Genomic DNA, 15,666 nt, shown 5'->3' on the forward strand with positions numbered 1-15,666 from the left:
TTCCTCACCAGGAATCGTAGGCCATGCGCTGGATCACCGGTTCGGGACGCTCCAGACGCCGGAACGGTGGGAGATTGACGAAAAAGTATTCGACAGCGCTCCGGAGATGGGAGGTCCCGTCGTGGATGGGCCTTCCCCTGTCGTCTCTCCGTGCACGGCTCATCGCCTCGTCGACGAGGGAGGCATCCACCGCTCCACCGGGGTTGACGTTGACCACGACGCGGCGGATCCCGATCTCGGTCATCTGCTTGCGCGTCAGGTAATCCCGCGCCCTCTGATTGGTGAAGACGTAGATCCCGTGCTGCTTCAGGATGTCGAGGACCGAGAGCCCGGTTCCGGCATGGCGGTTGCCACCCGCGGGATCACCGAAGTGGATCGGCCTCGCCCAGCGCTGGTGGGCCCGGATCTTGGCCTTTTCGTCCTCCGTGTAGAGGTGCTCGCGCTCCGGATCCAGCTCCCCAGTGACGAAGGGAATGAACCAGTCCACCGGCGTGTCGCGCCGCTGGATCGCATCCAAACAGATCACCTCGTCGCGTTCTCGATCCACCTGCCACCAGATGATGCAGGTGGTGTCCAATCCGAAGTCCCAGCTGCAGTAGAGCAGCGCATTCGGGTCGTAGTCGCGGCGCTCCCGGCGAACCCCCTGCCACCCCGGGTAGACCAGATCGCCCTGGTCCACGTAGGGATCCATCTCGAGTTCCTGGAGGATCTCCTCGCGGGTCTTCCGCTCCAGCTGCCGCTGGTACCAGTTCTCGTCCTTGCGCGGGTGCAACCGCCAGTGCAACTGGACCCGCGGGATCTGCCCGGATTCCCAGAGACGCCAGAACAGGTTGTCCGCACCGTTGACCGTCGACACCGCGATCCGGCACCTCGTGGCCTCCGAAGCGGAGCGCCAGGCTCGCTCCTGGGTATTCTTCTCCCAGTGCGCCAGCTCGTCGATGAAGATGACGGAAAACCGCCCCTGGCGTCCAAAATTCCCCTGCGAGGACTCCCCCTTGATGGCCGACCCGTTCTCGGGGTTCAGGAGCTTCATGTGGAAACGGTGCTTCCGCGGCAGGAAACCCTGAGGCTTGAGCCAGGTCGGCAGGCGCTCCAGCATGTAGTCGATCCTGCCGAAGTGGGAGTCGACCAGCCGGTTGTCCACCAGATCCTCGGTGCGGGACCCGATGAGCGCCTGGAAGCCCTCGTCGAAGAGCCAGTGCCAGAGGAGCCAGGCCATCGCCACCCAGCTCGCGCCCATGTCGCGGCTCTTGAGGACGATCCCGTCCTCCTGGTTGCGATAGCGCTGCTCGTACCAGTGGATGAGATCGACCTGGTAGTCCCAGAGGATGAACGGGATGTGCGGGCTCGTCCCGCTCTCCAGCTCGCGGGGATCGAAGGTCCACAGCGCGAAGTTGCAGAACCACGCCGGGTCCTCGCGGCAACGCCGCCGTATCTCCTCGCGCAGCATCGGATCCCGTTGCGCCTGGACGGTCAAGAGGGCGCGCTCCTTGAGCGTCGGCGGGTGGTCCGGGATCAGGACCCGGCCTCGTGGAGACGAGCTAGCCACCGTGCCCACTCCTCCTCCGACGCGTCATCCGGCGGGATCGCTCCCAGGATCTCGGCTTCCTGCTGCTGGCGTTGCTCCGTCTGCTGCAAGATCTCTCGCGTCATCGTGGTGGTGGAGAGCCTCACGATGCCGACCCGGTCCAGCCAGGTCTCGATGGCCTTGAGCTTGATCTCCTGTCTCCCCTCACGGAGCAACGACGCGAACTCCTCCAGGACCAGCGGTGCCAGGACCGCCAGGTCCTCCAGTACCCTCCCGCGCAGGGTCGAGAGGTTGCGGAGTTCCCGCTCCTGCTGCTCGGCATCATACGCCTGGGCCTGCTCGTACCACCGGTCCTCCTTGGACCAGCGGTAGAGCAGCTCCTTGTTCGTCGTCGGGATGTCTCGCCGGAGACCGAGGCTCCCATCGGGGTCGCGGCGACGCCGAGAGACGTATTCCCGCCAGAGTCCCTCGACGCTGCGCCGCGGACCCATGGCGAGGAAATCGGTCAGCGCCTTCTGCCGCCGCAGGTACTCCTTGGTCCCCGGGTTGGCTCCGTAGATCTGTACCGTCATACCGTCTCCTCCCGGCTAGTCGCTATCTTGGCTCCCTGCACCAGCGCCTCCTCGACCAGTTGCTGGATCTGGCTCTTCGGCGTGAACTCCTGGTGGTAGTAACCGAGCAGGAGCGCACCCGGTACCGCGTCGCCCCAGATCAGGGCAGGACCTGGGGCATCCGCTCCCTCGGGAGCCACCGGTTCCCGCGGCACGATGCTCCGCAGGGTGTCACCATCGAGAGCCCAGAAGGTCAGAGGGAGGATCAGTCGGTACGGCTGGCGCGGTAACGCGTAGACCGCGAACCATCCCGCAGCCGGAAACAGCTTCACAGCACACCTCGCACAATCCTGTTACAATCGGTACCAGGGAAGGGAAGGACTCTCGTACCGATTGCGGGAAACTCAGGAAAAGGGGGAGCCCGATGGCGAAAGAGCAGCGGGGGAAGCGCGTACCACCGGAACTCGTCGAATTCGGAAAGGTGCTCCGCCAGCTCCGGGAGCACTATGGACTGTCCCAGCACGAGCTGGCTCGCCGCTCCGGTGTCCCCTACCACACGATCCACCGCCTGGAAGCAGGCCAGATCCCCAAACCCGCCTTCGACGACCTCGCCAGGCTGGCTCGCTTTTTCGGTATCGACCTCGTCGCCATGGGTGTCCTGCTCGGTCTCTGGGAACCGGAGGAGGTCCCAGCTGGTCTCGATCCGGAGCTGCACCAGCACCTGGAGCAACTGCGCAACCTGGCCCGCCAGTTGTCTCCGGAGGACCAGCATACCCTGGCGATCCAGTTGCGCCCCATCGTCTCGTACTGGTCACCGGAGAAGAGCGCGCTTCCCGACTGGTTCCTCGAGCTGATCTCCCCGCGCAAGGAGCGGCGATGAGGAGCGAGGCGCATCACACCGATCCCTCGGCGTCCTGCTCCGCTTCTCGCAGGAGGTCGAGGACCAGCGCCATCTGGCTCCGGAGCAGGCGCCAGATCTCGCGGAGCGCCTCGTCTCCGTCGAGGACGCCATCCAGGACCTCGCGCCGGATTCCCCAGCACTCGTCCTCGAGGTCCTCGCAGATCTGCAGGGCTACCCCGCTGAGTCGTCGGCTCGAGTCGTTTTCGCGGTCATCTGCCCTTCTGGTACCGGGATCGTCAGCAGCCAGTGCCCGCACAGCCTCCTCGTCCACCGGTTCATAAGTTGCGACGAAGATGTCGTGGCGGCAGGGATAGCGCTCCCCGGCGATACCGGTGATGATCCAGTCGCCAGCTCGCGCCTGCATCACCCCCTCCGGCGTCGCTATCGCCATCGGCTCGGTGATCCTGGTGGCCTCGACGACGATGGGTCGCTTGCGGAATCGTGGCACCAGCTCCCTCCGTTCCCGTATCGTCGCCTACGAGAGGCAGCCGGGGCAGGATTCGAACCTGCGTCGCAGGGGGCAACAGCCCCTCGCTCTACCCTCGAGCTACCCGGCTGCGATGACTCACTTCTTCACGCGACGTTTCGGCTTCGGCTTAGGCTTCGGCTTCGGCTCCTCGCGCTGGAGCGGCTGACCCGTCTTCTTGGCGTACTCCTGCTCCTCGCGGATCCACCTGCTCCGTGTAGGGGAACCGGCGCTTTCCGACCTTCGGCATCATCAGTCTCCCTTCCCCGCTTCGGGTACTTGACATTGACCAGCTTGGTACGACCACCCTCCGGACCCTTGCCCCGCAGCACCGCGAAGGTCAGGACGCTGCCGTCCTCCAGCTTCTTGCTCCGGTAGCGGAGCACCTGCTTCTTCGGCGGATCCTTGTAGTCCTCGACGATGAAGTTCTTCGTTTTCTCTATCTTGATCGGCTTCCTGGCCACGTTCACCCCCTGCTCTCCGCCACTAGCGGATCGCCCTCGTCACCAGCTGGAGTGTCCTGTTCGCGGTCTGGTTCACGGGAGTAGCAGCAGTTCCGCTCCGGATCCGGAGATACCGGATTCCGAGGATGCGCTGGGGATCGATCTGGATGTAGCGAGCTGGACCGACGGTCAGCGTGACTTCGTTTCCCGCTGCGTCGTAGAGGTCGTACCAGCCGGTCCCGTTGAGCGAAGCCTGGAAGGTGATGCTCGTTCCGTCCCAGGTGTCCGGCATCAGGATGCCGACCAGCGTGAGACCATCCAGATCCACCCCGGGGCTGATGCTGGATCCCGATGAGATCGTCACGGAGTCGATTTCTGGATAGAACGCGGTGTACTCGAGATCCACACGAGGTCGTCCCATCAGTCCCTCCTCTCGGATCCAGCACTGGACCGGTAGCCCCACCAGGTCGGAGCCAGACGCTCCCACTCGCGACGGCACTCCTCGGGATCCACGCCCATGACCCAGACACCTCGCTCCGGCTCGGGTGTGCCGATGATATAGGGCGTCCCAGGAACTGCCTCGAAAAGCCAGCCGTCGGGTTCCACCCAGGAGACAGCTATCTCTCTCGTCGACTCGATTCCATCCACGTTAGTTCACCGCCCTCAGTAACCGAGTTCACGCCTCTGGGTGAGCACCTCGGCAGCGGAGACCTGGAGAAAGTGCTCGAGCCAGCGCCACCCCTGCTCCGTCGTCATCTGACGACGCTTCAATCCAGACTGGAGAGCGAGCATCTCGTCCAGAATTCTCTGGGTCGCCTCGAGGAGACGCTGCTCCTTCTCGTCCTCACTCGCCTCGAAATGCGTCGTCGCGAGGACCCACACGGGGCTGGCGCTGAGGACCTGGTCGGCATCGTCAAGGGCCACCGCGAGGCGACGGACCAGCTCCGTGTCGTCGTAGGAGGGAAGGCGAGCCACCAGGACCGGGTGCTCATCTCCCGAGACCTCGGGATCCACATACCAGCGCAGCAGCAGCGTCACCACCGGCACGCGATGGGTCATCAGCGCCGCGACCCCGCGCAGGAGCGTGACCAGTTCCTGGTGTTCCGCGAGAACGCGCCGAAGCGCCGGGTTCTCCTCCACCGCGATGCCAGCCTCCCGGAGATCCTGCACCGGGTCCGGAGGGATGGTGCCTACGGCGTGAGTCCCGGCAGTGCCTGCTGCTGCCGTTTGCCCCACCGCGCCAGTAGCGTCGTGACGACATGGCGGTGGCGTGAACCCATGCCAGAGCTGACCAGTACAGCAACACTGGCGGGTCATTTCTTCCGCCCCTTTGTGGCCAGCTCCTGGAACCGCTGTTTGCCGTACTTCTGCCTCCCGATCCAGGCGGCCAGGGCCTCGGGATCCTTGACGCCCTTGCGCTTGAGTTTCTGCGTCAGCTGCTTGAAGCGCTCACCGGTTCCCAGGGGTGGCTTCTTGGCCATTGCTCACCTCCTCGCAATCTGCGATTGCGCTACTCGCGAGACGACGCAAGTCTTCCAGCGTTATCACCAAACAGCGCAGAACCAGAGCGCGCTCCTCTCGGGACACCTGCCGCGCCCTCGCGACGAGGATCTGGATCTCGCGAACTCGGTCCTGCATCGCCGAGAGCTGACCATCTGTCTCCATGCGCGCACCACCCTTGCTCACGCCGTCATCCGCGGCTACACTCCTGCTGGTCGGTAGACGTGGGAAGGGGTGTTTTCTTCAGGAGAAGGGACTGTGCCGTCATGCGATTCCAGTCTCTCCGCTGGTACCACCGTCCTGCGAGAGCCACGGTAGCCTCGCGACGGTGCCGCAGAATGATCGTGGTCGCCCTCGCCCTCGCACTGCTCCTGCCCTCCATCCCAGCACCAGCTGCGGCAGAGCCGTACATCCTGCCGTCCCCACCACAACCCGATGGAGTGCGCATCGACATCGGACTCGGGATCGAACCCTTCGTGGTCTGTGAGTCATGGTGGCGACCCTATGGGAGGCTCTCGGCCTTCTCCCTGAGTCCAGAACTTGCTGTCCCGCTGCTCTCCTACGATCTTCCTACTGCCCTCGGCTTGGAGCGCCAGCCAGTCTTCGGGGCAGGGCCCCTCATGCTGGAGCCTTATCGGGAAGGACTTGCATTCAATGACGCTCCGGTCTGTGACGCCTTCGTTAGCAGTCTCACCATCGTCGGAGCCCGCTGGGTCCGCTACTCTCCCAAGGGGCGTGTCGAGATCACCAACGCCCCACCGGCAGCCACACGCAAGCAGTCCGTGGTGGCCACCGAGATCTCGGGACCCTCTGGCCCCATTGTGTACCCTGGGTTTCTTGAAACACGCGTCACCTGGGATCCCCTCGATCCAGCCTGGTGGTTGACCGCGGGGAGGCTCCCCTGGGAACTCCTCTCCGGTCTCATCCAGGTCGGTGATTCCTCCTTCATCCAGCGTGATCCACCTGCGATCCCTATCGTCGGAGACCCCGACGGCGGCGGCGTCACCTATGCCGCACTCGCCAAGGCAGCCAAGACCCAGAGCGACTTATCCGGAATTCTCGTCATCGATGCGCAGGGCAATGTCTCCTACGACCCTGCGACTCCAGACATATACGTCGTCAGTGCCCCTGATTTCGCCGCCATCGAGGGAGGCAACCCGCCCCACAGCATCCCCACCGTCTTCTGGGACTTCCTGCAGCAGCCCGGCTGGGTGGCGACGGACCTCTCTTGGGTCTGCGTGCCTGAGGGGAAGTACTGCCAACGCCTCTTTCACTACACGCTGATCCAGGCACCCCAGCGCATACCCTGGCTCTGGCTGGTCGGACTGCCGATCACTGAGCCCTACTGGACTCGCGCTAAGGTCGGCGGAGTGGAGCGCTGGATCCTGGTCCAGTGCTTCGAGAGGCGCTGCCTGAGCTATACGCCGGATAACCCCGACCCCTGGAAGGTCGAGTTCACCAATACCGGACTGCACTACTACCAGTGGCGCTACGGAGAGCCATGGAATCCGGATCAGTACAGGTGGACAGAAGCCGATTTCGCTCCTCGTGACACCTACCGCCGTGTTCCGCAGTGAGACGATTCGGACCGCAGCGAAGACCAACGGCGCGAGACGAGGGCCGGAGGAACGGAATCCTCCGGCCCCTTTGCCCCTCCCTCAGCAGCGGTAGCGGAGACCGCACTGGACAGTGTTGACCGTCGGGTACGGTCTGTTGGTGGCTCCATCGTGATTGACGCCAGCAAGACGACTCGAAAGAGTCGAAACCGACATCGTCGTCGAGTCCACAGCATTGACGAGATTGATCAGGTTGACCGTCGTCTGATTGTTGACGGTTCGGATGATCATCATGCCCCTCTCGAAGTACTGGACGTAGTCGCAGACTCCGTCCTGGCACTCCTGGAAGTGCCCGGAGAGAGGTCGACCTATCAGCATCACGGTCTCCCAGAAGTCGATGCCAGAGACGCCGCGCTCCCTGCCGATCTTGGACCAGTACTGGCTGTACAGATCGCCGCAGATCTGGTGGTGCGTCGTGTCGTCGAAGTAGGTGCAACTCGCTGCATCGCGGATCACCGCGTTGGGGTCGAAGGGATTCGCCTGCCCGTTGCTCAGCACACAGTAGTCGACGCCGTTGTAGTACTTCACGACGGGGCAGTAGACGTAGATCGGCGTCCCACCAGAACCCAGCGTGTAGCGGAAGCGATACCCAGGATTGGCGGTGGTACTGATGAGACCTGTCGCTTGGGCCCGAAGAATGCCGATCTCGTAATTGAACTGCCGGTTCTTGTCGGAGGCCAAGCCCTTCTGGGTCACCAGGTACCAGCGACCATCACTCGGGTTCTTCCACCAGCCGCGAATGGATCCGTAGATGTAGCCGCTGCCCCCGAGAGACGAGGACTGCGCGCCATCCCGATAGTACGAGAAGATGTACTGGTTCTGCGAATCCACGTATTTCCCCGAGTTGCCCAGGGCGACGGCATCCACTTCACCAGCGAGTGCAGCGAGATGGTACTGGTCCAGGAAGTACGGGATCAAAGCATTGCCCGAGCTGTCTTTGTAGTTCGTAGCATTACCAGTGCAACCGTTCCCGGTCACGCCATCCTGATGCCAGATGCCAGTCGTGTAGATCAGGACCGCGAGAATATTGCTGGTCCCAAAGCGCTGCGCGTAGGCCTGGATAGCCCGGCGGTTGTGCGAACCCTTCACCAGTCCAGGACGCCTGATGGCGGGATCGCTGCCCTCTTCCAGATACCCGAAGCACTGATTGATGTTCTGCTCGCCGATGATGATGGGGACGCCTGGGATAGCAGACCTCAGGGCAGCAATCGTCTGTACACTGTAACTCTCCGTGGACGCGTTGATCGGCCAGGCGTTCACGTTGATGAGCACGCCGTCATAGACATGGGTATCGATAGCATTGATCTGGCCACGATCAGGATTGCTATTGAATGCCGACGTGAACGCATTCAACAACGAGCTATCGTAGTTCTGCGAGAACGAGGGGCCAGCCAGGACCATCTTGATCTGGCTCGACGGCATGCCCTGATTGATGAGCCAGCTACGGAGACCCTTGGCGATGGCGATGCCATCGTTCACGTAGGCCGTCATCTCCGCCGTCGAGAGTGTCCCATCGCAGTTCTGGTCAGCCTCGGGGGTCGAGCCACCGTTGACAATGTTGGGCTCATTGCCGATCTCGAACCAGATGGTAGCCCCGCTGTTCGCTACCGAGATCAGGCTCGGGAGCAGTGCACCGTAGCTGCCCCGGCTCATGGTCAAACGGTTCTGCGCGTTGGACAGCGTCATGGCAGCCTTGGCAGTTTCCGTAGAGCAGGTCACGTACTGGTTGCCGCTCTGGTGCACCTGATGGGACACCGTGAGAACCAAGAAGTTGCGGATCCCCGCGTTGTAGAGATCCACGATATCCTGCCCCACGAGGAGGTTCTGGTCGAAGGTCGCCCACACGCGTACCCAGCGCGACCCCGCATTCTGGTGCACCTGGATCTGGTACGAGAGCGTGCCCTCCGTCGGCGGTTTGGTGGATTGCAAGCCGCGAGCATACTCGCCCAGGTTCGGCGAGGTGAAGCCGTAGGGAATCGTCGTCTGCGCAGCCTGGGCCTCGTGCACGCGGGGTACCGGTGCCACCATCGCGAGCAGCGGAACCAGAAGAAGCACGAAACTCAGGGACGCGAGAAACCATGACGGGAACCGGCGCCGCATAGTGTCGACACCCCTTCTCCTCGACACGAAGCCGACAAACGGGAACACCTTGTGGCCGGAACCGCTTGCCCTCGGAGTCGACGGAAACAGGCACGGGCACCCTCAGGAGGCGCGAGCAGCGCCAGGGGGTCGACGACACCGGACCCGGAAACAGGTGAGGGTGCTGATCCGACCTGCCTCGAATCGGGAGCGAGGAATCCCGGCACCAGGAGGAAGCGCTGACGGCTCCTAGCGGAACCGGCAGCGACCAACGCTTGCAGGCGAAAGCAGTGGCATCAGCGCGGTGACAGTGCCACGGTAGTGGAGCGGCTCCGGAGCGGGGGAGAGTGGTGCCGGGATTTTCGGCTCCCATAAGATAAGCGCCAGACCCGGGTTCCCGGAGACCCTCGGGGCTCGGGTTTCGTGGTCAGAATTCCGCACCGGGACGCCAAAAATGGGACCTTGCCAGTCGCGTTCCCGATAAGATCCGCATCGGGACGCGGAAGTCACCTCAGCGCCGACGGTGCCGGGAGACCTCGAGGGGTGTAATTTTGATTACACCTGGCAACGGGGTCATCGCTACCGCTCCGAGGTGAGCAGAAGTTACCTCAGTTTCGACATCGTAAACGCTGTCGATGCCCAGGGCTCCTGCCGGAGCCCTGGTGGGGGAGAGGGGGAATACTGCCGGGAATCCTGGTGCTACCTCGGTAGCCTGGATACCAGTGGCTACCGTGGTGGGCTCCTCGGTAACCGGAGGATACCGGAGAAGCGCTTTAGCGCTTCGGGAAAAGAGAAACGGTTGCTTCCTGCTGCTGGCCCCTATAAGGAACAGGATCCCTAGGTACCAGGATTCCTGGTAGCAGCTACAGGATACCTGGGAGCTACCATGGATCCTGGATCCCAGAGATTCCATGGGATCCCTGGTAGCAGCTGCAGGATACCTGGGAGCTACCAGGAACCCAGGATTCCAGGTGGCAGCTTCAGGAAACCTGGTAACTGATGATTCTCCGGTTACCTGGTAGCTCCCAGGTATCCAGGATCCCTGGTAGCTCCTCTGGGATCCGGGATTCCTAGGAGCTACCTGGTAACCACCGTTTCCTCGAGGAGCTTAAAGCTCCCTTAGGCAGCTACCAGGAATCCTGGATCCCTGGTAGCCTCTCTGGGATCCAGGTACCTGGTAACCCTGGTTTCCTGGAGGAGCTTAAAGCTCCCCCAGGTAGCTACCAGGCAGCTCCAGGGTACCTGGTAGCTACCTGGTAACCCTGGTTCCCTTTAGGGGCTTAAAGCCCCGTTAGGCGGCTTCCAGGTTCCCGGTGCTACCTGGTAGCCTCAGTTTCCTACGGGAGCTGGAGACTCTCTGGTGCAGCTACCAGGTAGCGAGCAGCTACCTGGATACCTGAAGGCGCTTCTCGCGCCTCGAGATAACTTCCAGGATGCTTCCAGGGTGTGCCTCGGAGATACCCAGGAGCCATCAGGTAGACAACCAAAGTGTAGCCAGGTATTTCCGGTTCGGGTCCAGGATTCCTGCAGCTACCAGAGTACCCAGGTAGCGAGCAGCTACCTGGTAGCTGCTGGTTCCCTGAGAGATTCGACACCCCTCGAGGTGGTCCTGGGTAGCTTCCAGGAGGATCCCGAGAGCGAGCTCGGTTGCAGCTGGAAGCATCCGGAGGAACTCGAGGCACCGCTGCTTCCTCCCCGCGGCATCCGTTGGTTCCCATGGTTGACCATTTGGCACCTCTTGACGGTGGTTCCGTTTGGTGCTACACTGGTGCCAGCGGAACCGGAGCGATGCAAGCGGAACCGAGGAGGGTGCCGATGGAAGAGCGAACCAAGCGGGAGAACCGGCAGCTCCCGAGTATCCAGATCCGGACCCGCGGGCAGGTGCAGCAGGTCTACCGCTACCGCGACGTGCTCAACCTCGCCTACCAACACGGTCTGGTGGCATTCGAGCAGGCGGCTCCCATCCAGGTCGTGATGGTTCCCTCGCAGCGCGACCCGGAGCGGATGACCCCCCTCTTCATCAGCGAGGTCTACGCGGTCTTCCGCAACAGCGACGGATCGCTGGTGCGTTTCCACGGCGTCGGCGACTGCAGTTACGAGAACGCGCAACCCAACGTGGCGGCAGCAGGACCCCGGATGGCGCACACCCGCGCCAAAGCGCGTGCCCTGGCGGATGCGCTGAACCTGGATGCCAATCTCAGCGAGGAGTTCGACCTCAGCGACGACACCACGGGGTCGCAAACGGTTGCAGCTGCGGGAGCCTCGAGTGGACGGGAACCTCGCTCCCCACGCGATGGTGTCCAGGTTCCGTCGGACCCCCATTGCTCCCGGTGTGGCGGCTCGATGAGCCAGCGGAGCGCCGAGTATTCCCTGCGGATTCGGGGTGATTTGGTCTGCTACCGCTGCGCGAAGGGTTCCTGACGTGGGCGATCCCGTGCTCCGGGTACTGGAAATCGTCGAGGCGCTCCATGCCCATGAGGACGGCATCCGTGTTCTGGACAGTCGAAGCTATCGGCGTCTGGTGGTGGAGTTGGAGCGGGGATTGCGGGAGGCATTCCCGAGTTACGGTGAGCGGATTCCGGAGATCGTCGCCGCCCTGCGTGGAGAGCGGGCTCCGTTTCCTCCGCGCTGGTGGCAGGGAGGTTGGGAGATGGTCTCGCCGTCACCGGAGGAGATCCTGCTCTCGGTGATCTTGGGACAGCGGGATCCCCGGTATCTCCCCGAGGATTCGCGGGATCCGCTGGGCGATGCCTACCGGGAGCACCTCGCGGGGAGTGAGCTTCCTTCGCCGGAGTCACCGGCGCTCTTCGGTCTCGCCTTCCTGGTGGAGGCGCTGTTGTGGGGCTTCTACCGGTTCCGCCTGGTGCGCGATGGTGCGCTCCGAGGGCTGCGCGAGGTGCTGCGGGAGCGTTTCGGTGCCGATGAGGCGCTGCTGGATGGACTGGCGCTGCTCTCGCGGCGGCACGAGGGGATGAGCTGGGACCAGCGTCTGGGAGCGTTTCTGTCGCTTCCTGGCGCTCCACAGCTCCTGGATCGGATGCTGACGCTCTACGGCGATCTCTTGGTCGCGAAGGGGGTGGAGCAGCCGTTCATCTTTCCCGCTCCCGTGCCGGAGCGCGAGACTGGGTGGTTCCGCCGGAGGCTGCTCCACGTCTACCAGGCAGTGGGAAACGTGGGGCTGGCTGCGAAAGCGATGCGGATGAGGAAAGCAGAGGCCACGGCATTGATACGGGAAATGGAGGGCAAGGATGAGCAAGCGAAAGCCAGCTGAGGAGGCGGTGGTCGAGGAGGTAGCGGCGGAGAGTCCGAAGCGGGACCTCCTGGAAGCATTCCTCCCGGACATCTTCACGTCTGACCACGTGGACTGGCTCTGGGATTCCCTGAGCATCCTGGGTCAGTTCTCTCCGGAGGAGCTGCAGCGCCTGCAGGTGGCAACGCTCCTCCTGATCCTGGAGCGGCAATACCTCATCCTGGAGGAGTTCAAGCGCCTGCGCTGGGAGAGCAAGTCATCCCGCAGCGAGGGTGGTGTGGCGGGATACCGCGAGACGATGCGGCGCAACGGCAGCGTCGACGGCTTCGATGCGACCTATTTCCGCGAACTGATCGCACAGGAGCTGGGCGAGGAGCCAGACGAGGAGACGCTGGGCACGCTGGCAGCGCTGGCGGGAGAGCCGGGACGGCTGGAGCGAGCCATCGCCTCCACTCGGCGGTACCTGGACCAGCACGCGGTGGAGAAGCCGCTGGGGTTCCTGGTCGCCAAGCTGCGCAGCTGGCGGGAGGAGGACGGCAAGCGGTATCGCCGCTGAGCGGTAGTGGCTCCACAGCGAGGGGGTCAGCGTGGGCATCTGGCGCATCGCGACGGGGATCCTGCAACAGGAGGAGCGGTGGGTGCAAGCACCGCGGCAGCCACGCGGTGTCCCGACGGGCCTAGCTGCTCTCGATGCGCTGACGCATGGGTTGCGCCCTCGGGAGGTGACGCTCCTGGCGGCGAGGACCAGTCACGGCAAATCCGCACTGGCGCTCACCATCGCCGTGAACGTCGTCAAGTGGGAGGTCCTGCGCAGCTTGCGGGAGCGCCGGGTACCAGGGCGTGTCCTCTACCTGTCGCCGGAGATGCATCCGGAGCAGCTCCTCATGCGTCTCGCCTCCGCCGAGAGCCGGGTAGACCTGGAAGTGATTCAGGACGGGATCGCGCTTCCGGAGCAGCGACGTCGCTGGCGGGAAGCGCTGGAGTCCCTCGAGCCCCTGGATCCCTTCCTGGTCATCGAGGGTGGTCAGGGGATGGACATCAACGACGTGGAGTCGGCGATCCGCAGCCATCATGCCGAGCATCCCCTGGTTTTGGTCGTCATCGATTACCTCCAGCGTCTGAGCTACGGTGTCGTCGACGACGATTACCGCCGCCTCTCGCTGATCTCCCAGACCATCAAGGACCTCGCCAACGAGACCGGGGTACCGTTCTTGGTCGTCTCGCAGCTCAACCGGCAGATCGAGAGGGACCGGCACCAGGTGGACCGTCTCCCGGACCTGTCGGATCTGCGTGGGTCCGGCAGGCTGGAGGAGGATGCCGATAACGTCTGGATCCTCTGGCGTCCACCCAAGCTCTCGACGGAAAGCGCCTCGGCACCGCAGAGCGCCAAGCTCCTGGTCGCCAAGGCACGGAGCGGCAAGGTCGGCGAGGTGGATCTCTGGTTCTACCCGCGCATCGTCTCCTTCGTCGACTCGGGATCCGGGAGAGTACGCGCTGACGGTGGTCTCGCGCTCCACTCCGTTGCCGGTGAACCGCTGCCCAATCTCGTGGAGCTGGGGCGGATGCTGGGCGAGGGGCGGGAGCGGGGTAGTGGTTCTCCCGTCTCGTCGGATGGTCCGGAGCAGGCGGACTATCCCGAGGACCCCGACGATGGCCCCACCGGTTCCGCGTCGGAGCTTGCCGGTGCAGGAGAGAGCGGCGGTCTCCGGTTCGGTGGTGTCGAGGGCAGCGTACTGGACCGTCTGGAGGACCTGGCGGAGGCGTTTCGCTCCTGGCTGGAATCCGGTGCCCCGGCGGGGAGCAGGCTACCGGTTGCCAGGGCAACCGGTGGCGAGGCAGGGCAGGCTGGTGGAGACCAGCAGGTCAGCAGCGGCGGCCTGGTGTTCTGGTGCCGGGAACCGGGGACCCGGAGGGGATCCGGGAAGAGTCGAAAGGACTCGGGGGAGGGGGACTGCGAGGATGCTGGTGACCCAGCCTCGAAGCGGGCACCTCCCAAGGGGCGCAGGCGCGGTGCCGAGTTCGAGAAGCGGCTCGCCAGACGCCTCGGAGCCTACCGCTGGCCAGGGCTGGACGGCGATATCGAGACACCGCAGGGGTGGAGGCTCGAGTGCAAGTACCGGGAGGGCTTGGTGCTTGACCGCCGGGATGAATTGAGGTATTGGTTAGAACAGGTGTACGACTACGCGGCACGCTGGCAACCCGGGAAACGCTGGGCACTGGCTCTCACCGGTGGGCGGAGGTACCGCAAGGGGCAGGTTTACGTCCTCATGCCGCTGGAGTTCTGGTGGGAGCTGGTATGCGCTACGTGAGACTGGGGGACGATGAACTCGCGGAACTGCGCCGCCTCGCCGGGGCCATCGAGGAGTCGAAGGAACGGTTTCCGGCCTCGGACTGGGGAGTCGACAGCCTCGAGTCGCGGTTCCTGGCGCTCTGTGCGGAGCGGTGCGTCGCGCAGCTCCTCGGATGCGAGCACGAGGTGCAGGTGTTGCCGGGGGGTGACGGTGGGATCGACCTGGTTCTGCCGCGGGAGACGGCTTACGGGAGAACCGTCGAAGTCAAGTTCCGGCGCTCACGGAAGTCGGATCTGGCGACGGCATCTCTCCGGTTCTGGGAGGAGCTGGTGGCGGACATCTACGTCCTGGTGTGGCCAGCGGCGGAGCAGGGGGGTCCGCCGAGCAGGGATTCACCGTGGTCGGTTTCGCGACGCGGCGGCAGTTCCACGAGAGGATCCTCGCCAGGCCGCCGGTGCGCATGAAGGGCGAGAAGTGGGAGCTACCCTGGCAGGATCTCCAGCCGATTGAGGTTTTAGTTTCGGAGGTGCGGGGTGAAGCAGCTCATCGCGATAGCGGGGAAGTCGGGTGCGGGGAAGTCGACGCTGGCGGAGGCGCTGGCGGTCCTCTACGACCTGCCGCGTGACAGTTTCGCGACACCGATCCGCTGGGCGCTGCAGGAGCTGGGCGTCGCCGCTCCCTATCCGCGACGACTCATGCAGCGGTTAGGCCGGTGCCTGCGAGACGAGGACCCGGACCACTTCGTCAAGCTCCTCGCGTTGCGGAACCCAGCGTTTTCCCAGACGGGCCTGGTCATCGACGATGTGCGATACGAGAACGAATACCGCTGGTTGCGCGACCACGGTTTTGTCCTCATCTACCTCAAGGGGAGCTTCCGACCTCTCGAGGGTGAGGAGGCGGAGGACGAGAGCGAGACTGCGCTCTCGCCGGAGCGGGTGCGTTTCGACCTGGTACTCCCAGCGGGTAGCTCGGTGGTGCAGCGGGTAGCGGCGGTCTCCCGACTGCTGCGCGACCCGGCCCTCTCTCCTGTCGCGTGAGGTG

The 15,666-nt window shown here is 63.9% G+C and carries 17 protein-coding genes and 1 tRNA gene; 8 read left to right on the forward strand and 10 right to left on the reverse strand.

The window, feature by feature from the left end:
* Positions 1-4: 4 nt before the first annotated feature.
* From OO015_RS00600 to OO015_RS00610, 3 genes are read right to left on the reverse strand one after another with little or no spacing between them, the layout of a single operon-like run.
* Entirely contained in the window at positions 5-1,549 is a 1,545-nt protein-coding gene (locus OO015_RS00600; protein ID WP_265938777.1) for a terminase large subunit domain-containing protein, read from the reverse strand.
* Positions 1,516-2,100, reverse strand: a complete 585-nt coding sequence (locus OO015_RS00605; RefSeq protein WP_265938779.1) for a hypothetical protein — start codon at positions 2,098-2,100, stop codon at positions 1,516-1,518. Before OO015_RS00605 ends, OO015_RS00600 begins: the two co-directional genes overlap by 34 nt.
* Positions 2,097-2,411: a hypothetical protein gene (locus tag OO015_RS00610; protein ID WP_265938781.1), complete on the reverse strand. Its 315-nt coding sequence runs from the start codon at positions 2,409-2,411 to the stop codon at positions 2,097-2,099. The genes OO015_RS00605 and OO015_RS00610 overlap by 4 nt, the downstream gene beginning before the upstream one ends.
* A gap of 92 nt (positions 2,412-2,503) precedes the next feature.
* Between OO015_RS00610 and OO015_RS00615 the strand changes: the two genes are divergently transcribed.
* On the forward strand, positions 2,504-2,959 hold the full coding sequence (locus OO015_RS00615) for a helix-turn-helix domain-containing protein (protein WP_265938782.1): 456 nt from the start codon (positions 2,504-2,506) through the stop codon (positions 2,957-2,959).
* A 13-nt stretch (positions 2,960-2,972) separates the two neighbouring features.
* Here OO015_RS00615 and OO015_RS00620 read toward each other — a convergent pair whose 3' ends face one another.
* From OO015_RS00620 to OO015_RS00645, 6 genes are all read right to left on the reverse strand, one after another.
* Positions 2,973-3,428, reverse strand: coding sequence for a hypothetical protein (locus OO015_RS00620; protein WP_265938784.1), 456 nt, complete (start codon positions 3,426-3,428; stop codon positions 2,973-2,975).
* 37 nt (positions 3,429-3,465) lie between these two features.
* Positions 3,466-3,537, reverse strand: a tRNA-Asn gene (locus OO015_RS00625).
* Between the two features lie 16 nt (positions 3,538-3,553).
* Positions 3,554-3,910 carry a hypothetical protein gene (locus OO015_RS00630; protein WP_265938786.1) on the reverse strand — a complete coding sequence of 119 codons (357 nt, stop codon included), beginning with the start codon at positions 3,908-3,910 and terminating at the stop codon, positions 3,554-3,556.
* A 22-nt stretch (positions 3,911-3,932) separates the two neighbouring features.
* Positions 3,933-4,310, reverse strand: coding sequence for a hypothetical protein (locus OO015_RS00635; RefSeq protein WP_265938788.1), 378 nt, complete (start codon positions 4,308-4,310; stop codon positions 3,933-3,935).
* A 242-nt stretch (positions 4,311-4,552) separates the two neighbouring features.
* Positions 4,553-5,206 carry a hypothetical protein gene (locus OO015_RS00640; protein WP_265938790.1) on the reverse strand — a complete coding sequence of 218 codons (654 nt, stop codon included), beginning with the start codon at positions 5,204-5,206 and terminating at the stop codon, positions 4,553-4,555.
* Positions 5,203-5,370, reverse strand: a complete 168-nt coding sequence (locus OO015_RS00645; protein WP_265938792.1) for a hypothetical protein — start codon at positions 5,368-5,370, stop codon at positions 5,203-5,205. The genes OO015_RS00640 and OO015_RS00645 overlap by 4 nt, the downstream gene beginning before the upstream one ends.
* A 357-nt stretch (positions 5,371-5,727) precedes the next feature.
* Between OO015_RS00645 and OO015_RS00650 the strand changes: the two genes are divergently transcribed.
* On the forward strand, positions 5,728-6,966 hold the full coding sequence (locus OO015_RS00650; RefSeq protein ID WP_265938794.1) for a hypothetical protein: 1,239 nt from the start codon (positions 5,728-5,730) through the stop codon (positions 6,964-6,966).
* 81 nt (positions 6,967-7,047) lie between these two features.
* Here the strand turns inward: OO015_RS00650 and OO015_RS00655 are convergent, their stop codons facing one another.
* Entirely contained in the window at positions 7,048-9,105 is a 2,058-nt protein-coding gene (locus tag OO015_RS00655) for a hypothetical protein (protein ID WP_265938796.1), read from the reverse strand.
* 1,794 nt (positions 9,106-10,899) lie between these two features.
* Here OO015_RS00655 and OO015_RS00660 point away from each other — a divergent pair.
* From OO015_RS00660 to OO015_RS00685, 6 genes are all read left to right on the forward strand, one after another.
* Entirely contained in the window at positions 10,900-11,505 is a 606-nt protein-coding gene (locus OO015_RS00660; RefSeq protein WP_265938798.1) for a hypothetical protein, read from the forward strand.
* 1 nt (position 11,506) lies between these two features.
* Positions 11,507-12,355 carry a hypothetical protein gene (locus OO015_RS00665; protein WP_265938800.1) on the forward strand — a complete coding sequence of 283 codons (849 nt, stop codon included), beginning with the start codon at positions 11,507-11,509 and terminating at the stop codon, positions 12,353-12,355.
* Positions 12,333-12,890 carry a hypothetical protein gene (locus OO015_RS00670; RefSeq protein ID WP_265938802.1) on the forward strand — a complete coding sequence of 186 codons (558 nt, stop codon included), beginning with the start codon at positions 12,333-12,335 and terminating at the stop codon, positions 12,888-12,890. Before OO015_RS00665 ends, OO015_RS00670 begins: the two co-directional genes overlap by 23 nt.
* Positions 12,891-12,921: 31 nt before the next feature.
* A complete protein-coding gene (locus OO015_RS00675; RefSeq protein ID WP_265938804.1) occupies positions 12,922-14,643 on the forward strand; it encodes a DnaB-like helicase C-terminal domain-containing protein in 1,722 nt (573 codons plus the stop codon).
* Positions 14,631-15,089, forward strand: a complete 459-nt coding sequence (locus OO015_RS00680; protein WP_265938806.1) for a hypothetical protein — start codon at positions 14,631-14,633, stop codon at positions 15,087-15,089. Before OO015_RS00675 ends, OO015_RS00680 begins: the two co-directional genes overlap by 13 nt.
* A 69-nt stretch (positions 15,090-15,158) precedes the next feature.
* Positions 15,159-15,662: a hypothetical protein gene (locus OO015_RS00685; protein ID WP_265938808.1), complete on the forward strand. Its 504-nt coding sequence runs from the start codon at positions 15,159-15,161 to the stop codon at positions 15,660-15,662.
* Positions 15,663-15,666 lie beyond the last annotated feature (4 nt).

It is taken from the genome of Thermomicrobium sp. 4228-Ro (assembly GCF_026241205.1).
Classification (GTDB): domain Bacteria; phylum Chloroflexota; class Chloroflexia; order Thermomicrobiales; family Thermomicrobiaceae; genus Thermomicrobium.

What these genes read in the sequence shown, in the direction of transcription:
- OO015_RS00615 (WP_265938782.1), top strand. Translation starts at nt 2,504, where the DNA reads ATGGCGAAAGAGCAGCGGGGGAAGCGCGTACCACCGGAACTCGTCGAA.
- OO015_RS00635 (WP_265938788.1), bottom strand. Translation starts at nt 4,310, where the DNA reads ATGGGACGACCTCGTGTGGATCTCGAGTACACCGCGTTCTATCCAGAA.
- OO015_RS00660 (WP_265938798.1), top strand. Translation starts at nt 10,900, where the DNA reads ATGGAAGAGCGAACCAAGCGGGAGAACCGGCAGCTCCCGAGTATCCAG.
- OO015_RS00680 (WP_265938806.1), top strand. Translation starts at nt 14,631, where the DNA reads ATGCGCTACGTGAGACTGGGGGACGATGAACTCGCGGAACTGCGCCGC.
- OO015_RS00650 (WP_265938794.1), top strand. Translation starts at nt 5,728, where the DNA reads ATGATCGTGGTCGCCCTCGCCCTCGCACTGCTCCTGCCCTCCATCCCA.
- OO015_RS00645 (WP_265938792.1), bottom strand. Translation starts at nt 5,370, where the DNA reads ATGGCCAAGAAGCCACCCCTGGGAACCGGTGAGCGCTTCAAGCAGCTG.
- OO015_RS00640 (WP_265938790.1), bottom strand. Translation starts at nt 5,206, where the DNA reads ATGACCCGCCAGTGTTGCTGTACTGGTCAGCTCTGGCATGGGTTCACG.
- OO015_RS00655 (WP_265938796.1), bottom strand. Translation starts at nt 9,105, where the DNA reads ATGCGGCGCCGGTTCCCGTCATGGTTTCTCGCGTCCCTGAGTTTCGTG.
- OO015_RS00605 (WP_265938779.1), bottom strand. Translation starts at nt 2,100, where the DNA reads ATGACGGTACAGATCTACGGAGCCAACCCGGGGACCAAGGAGTACCTG.
- OO015_RS00670 (WP_265938802.1), top strand. Translation starts at nt 12,333, where the DNA reads ATGAGCAAGCGAAAGCCAGCTGAGGAGGCGGTGGTCGAGGAGGTAGCG.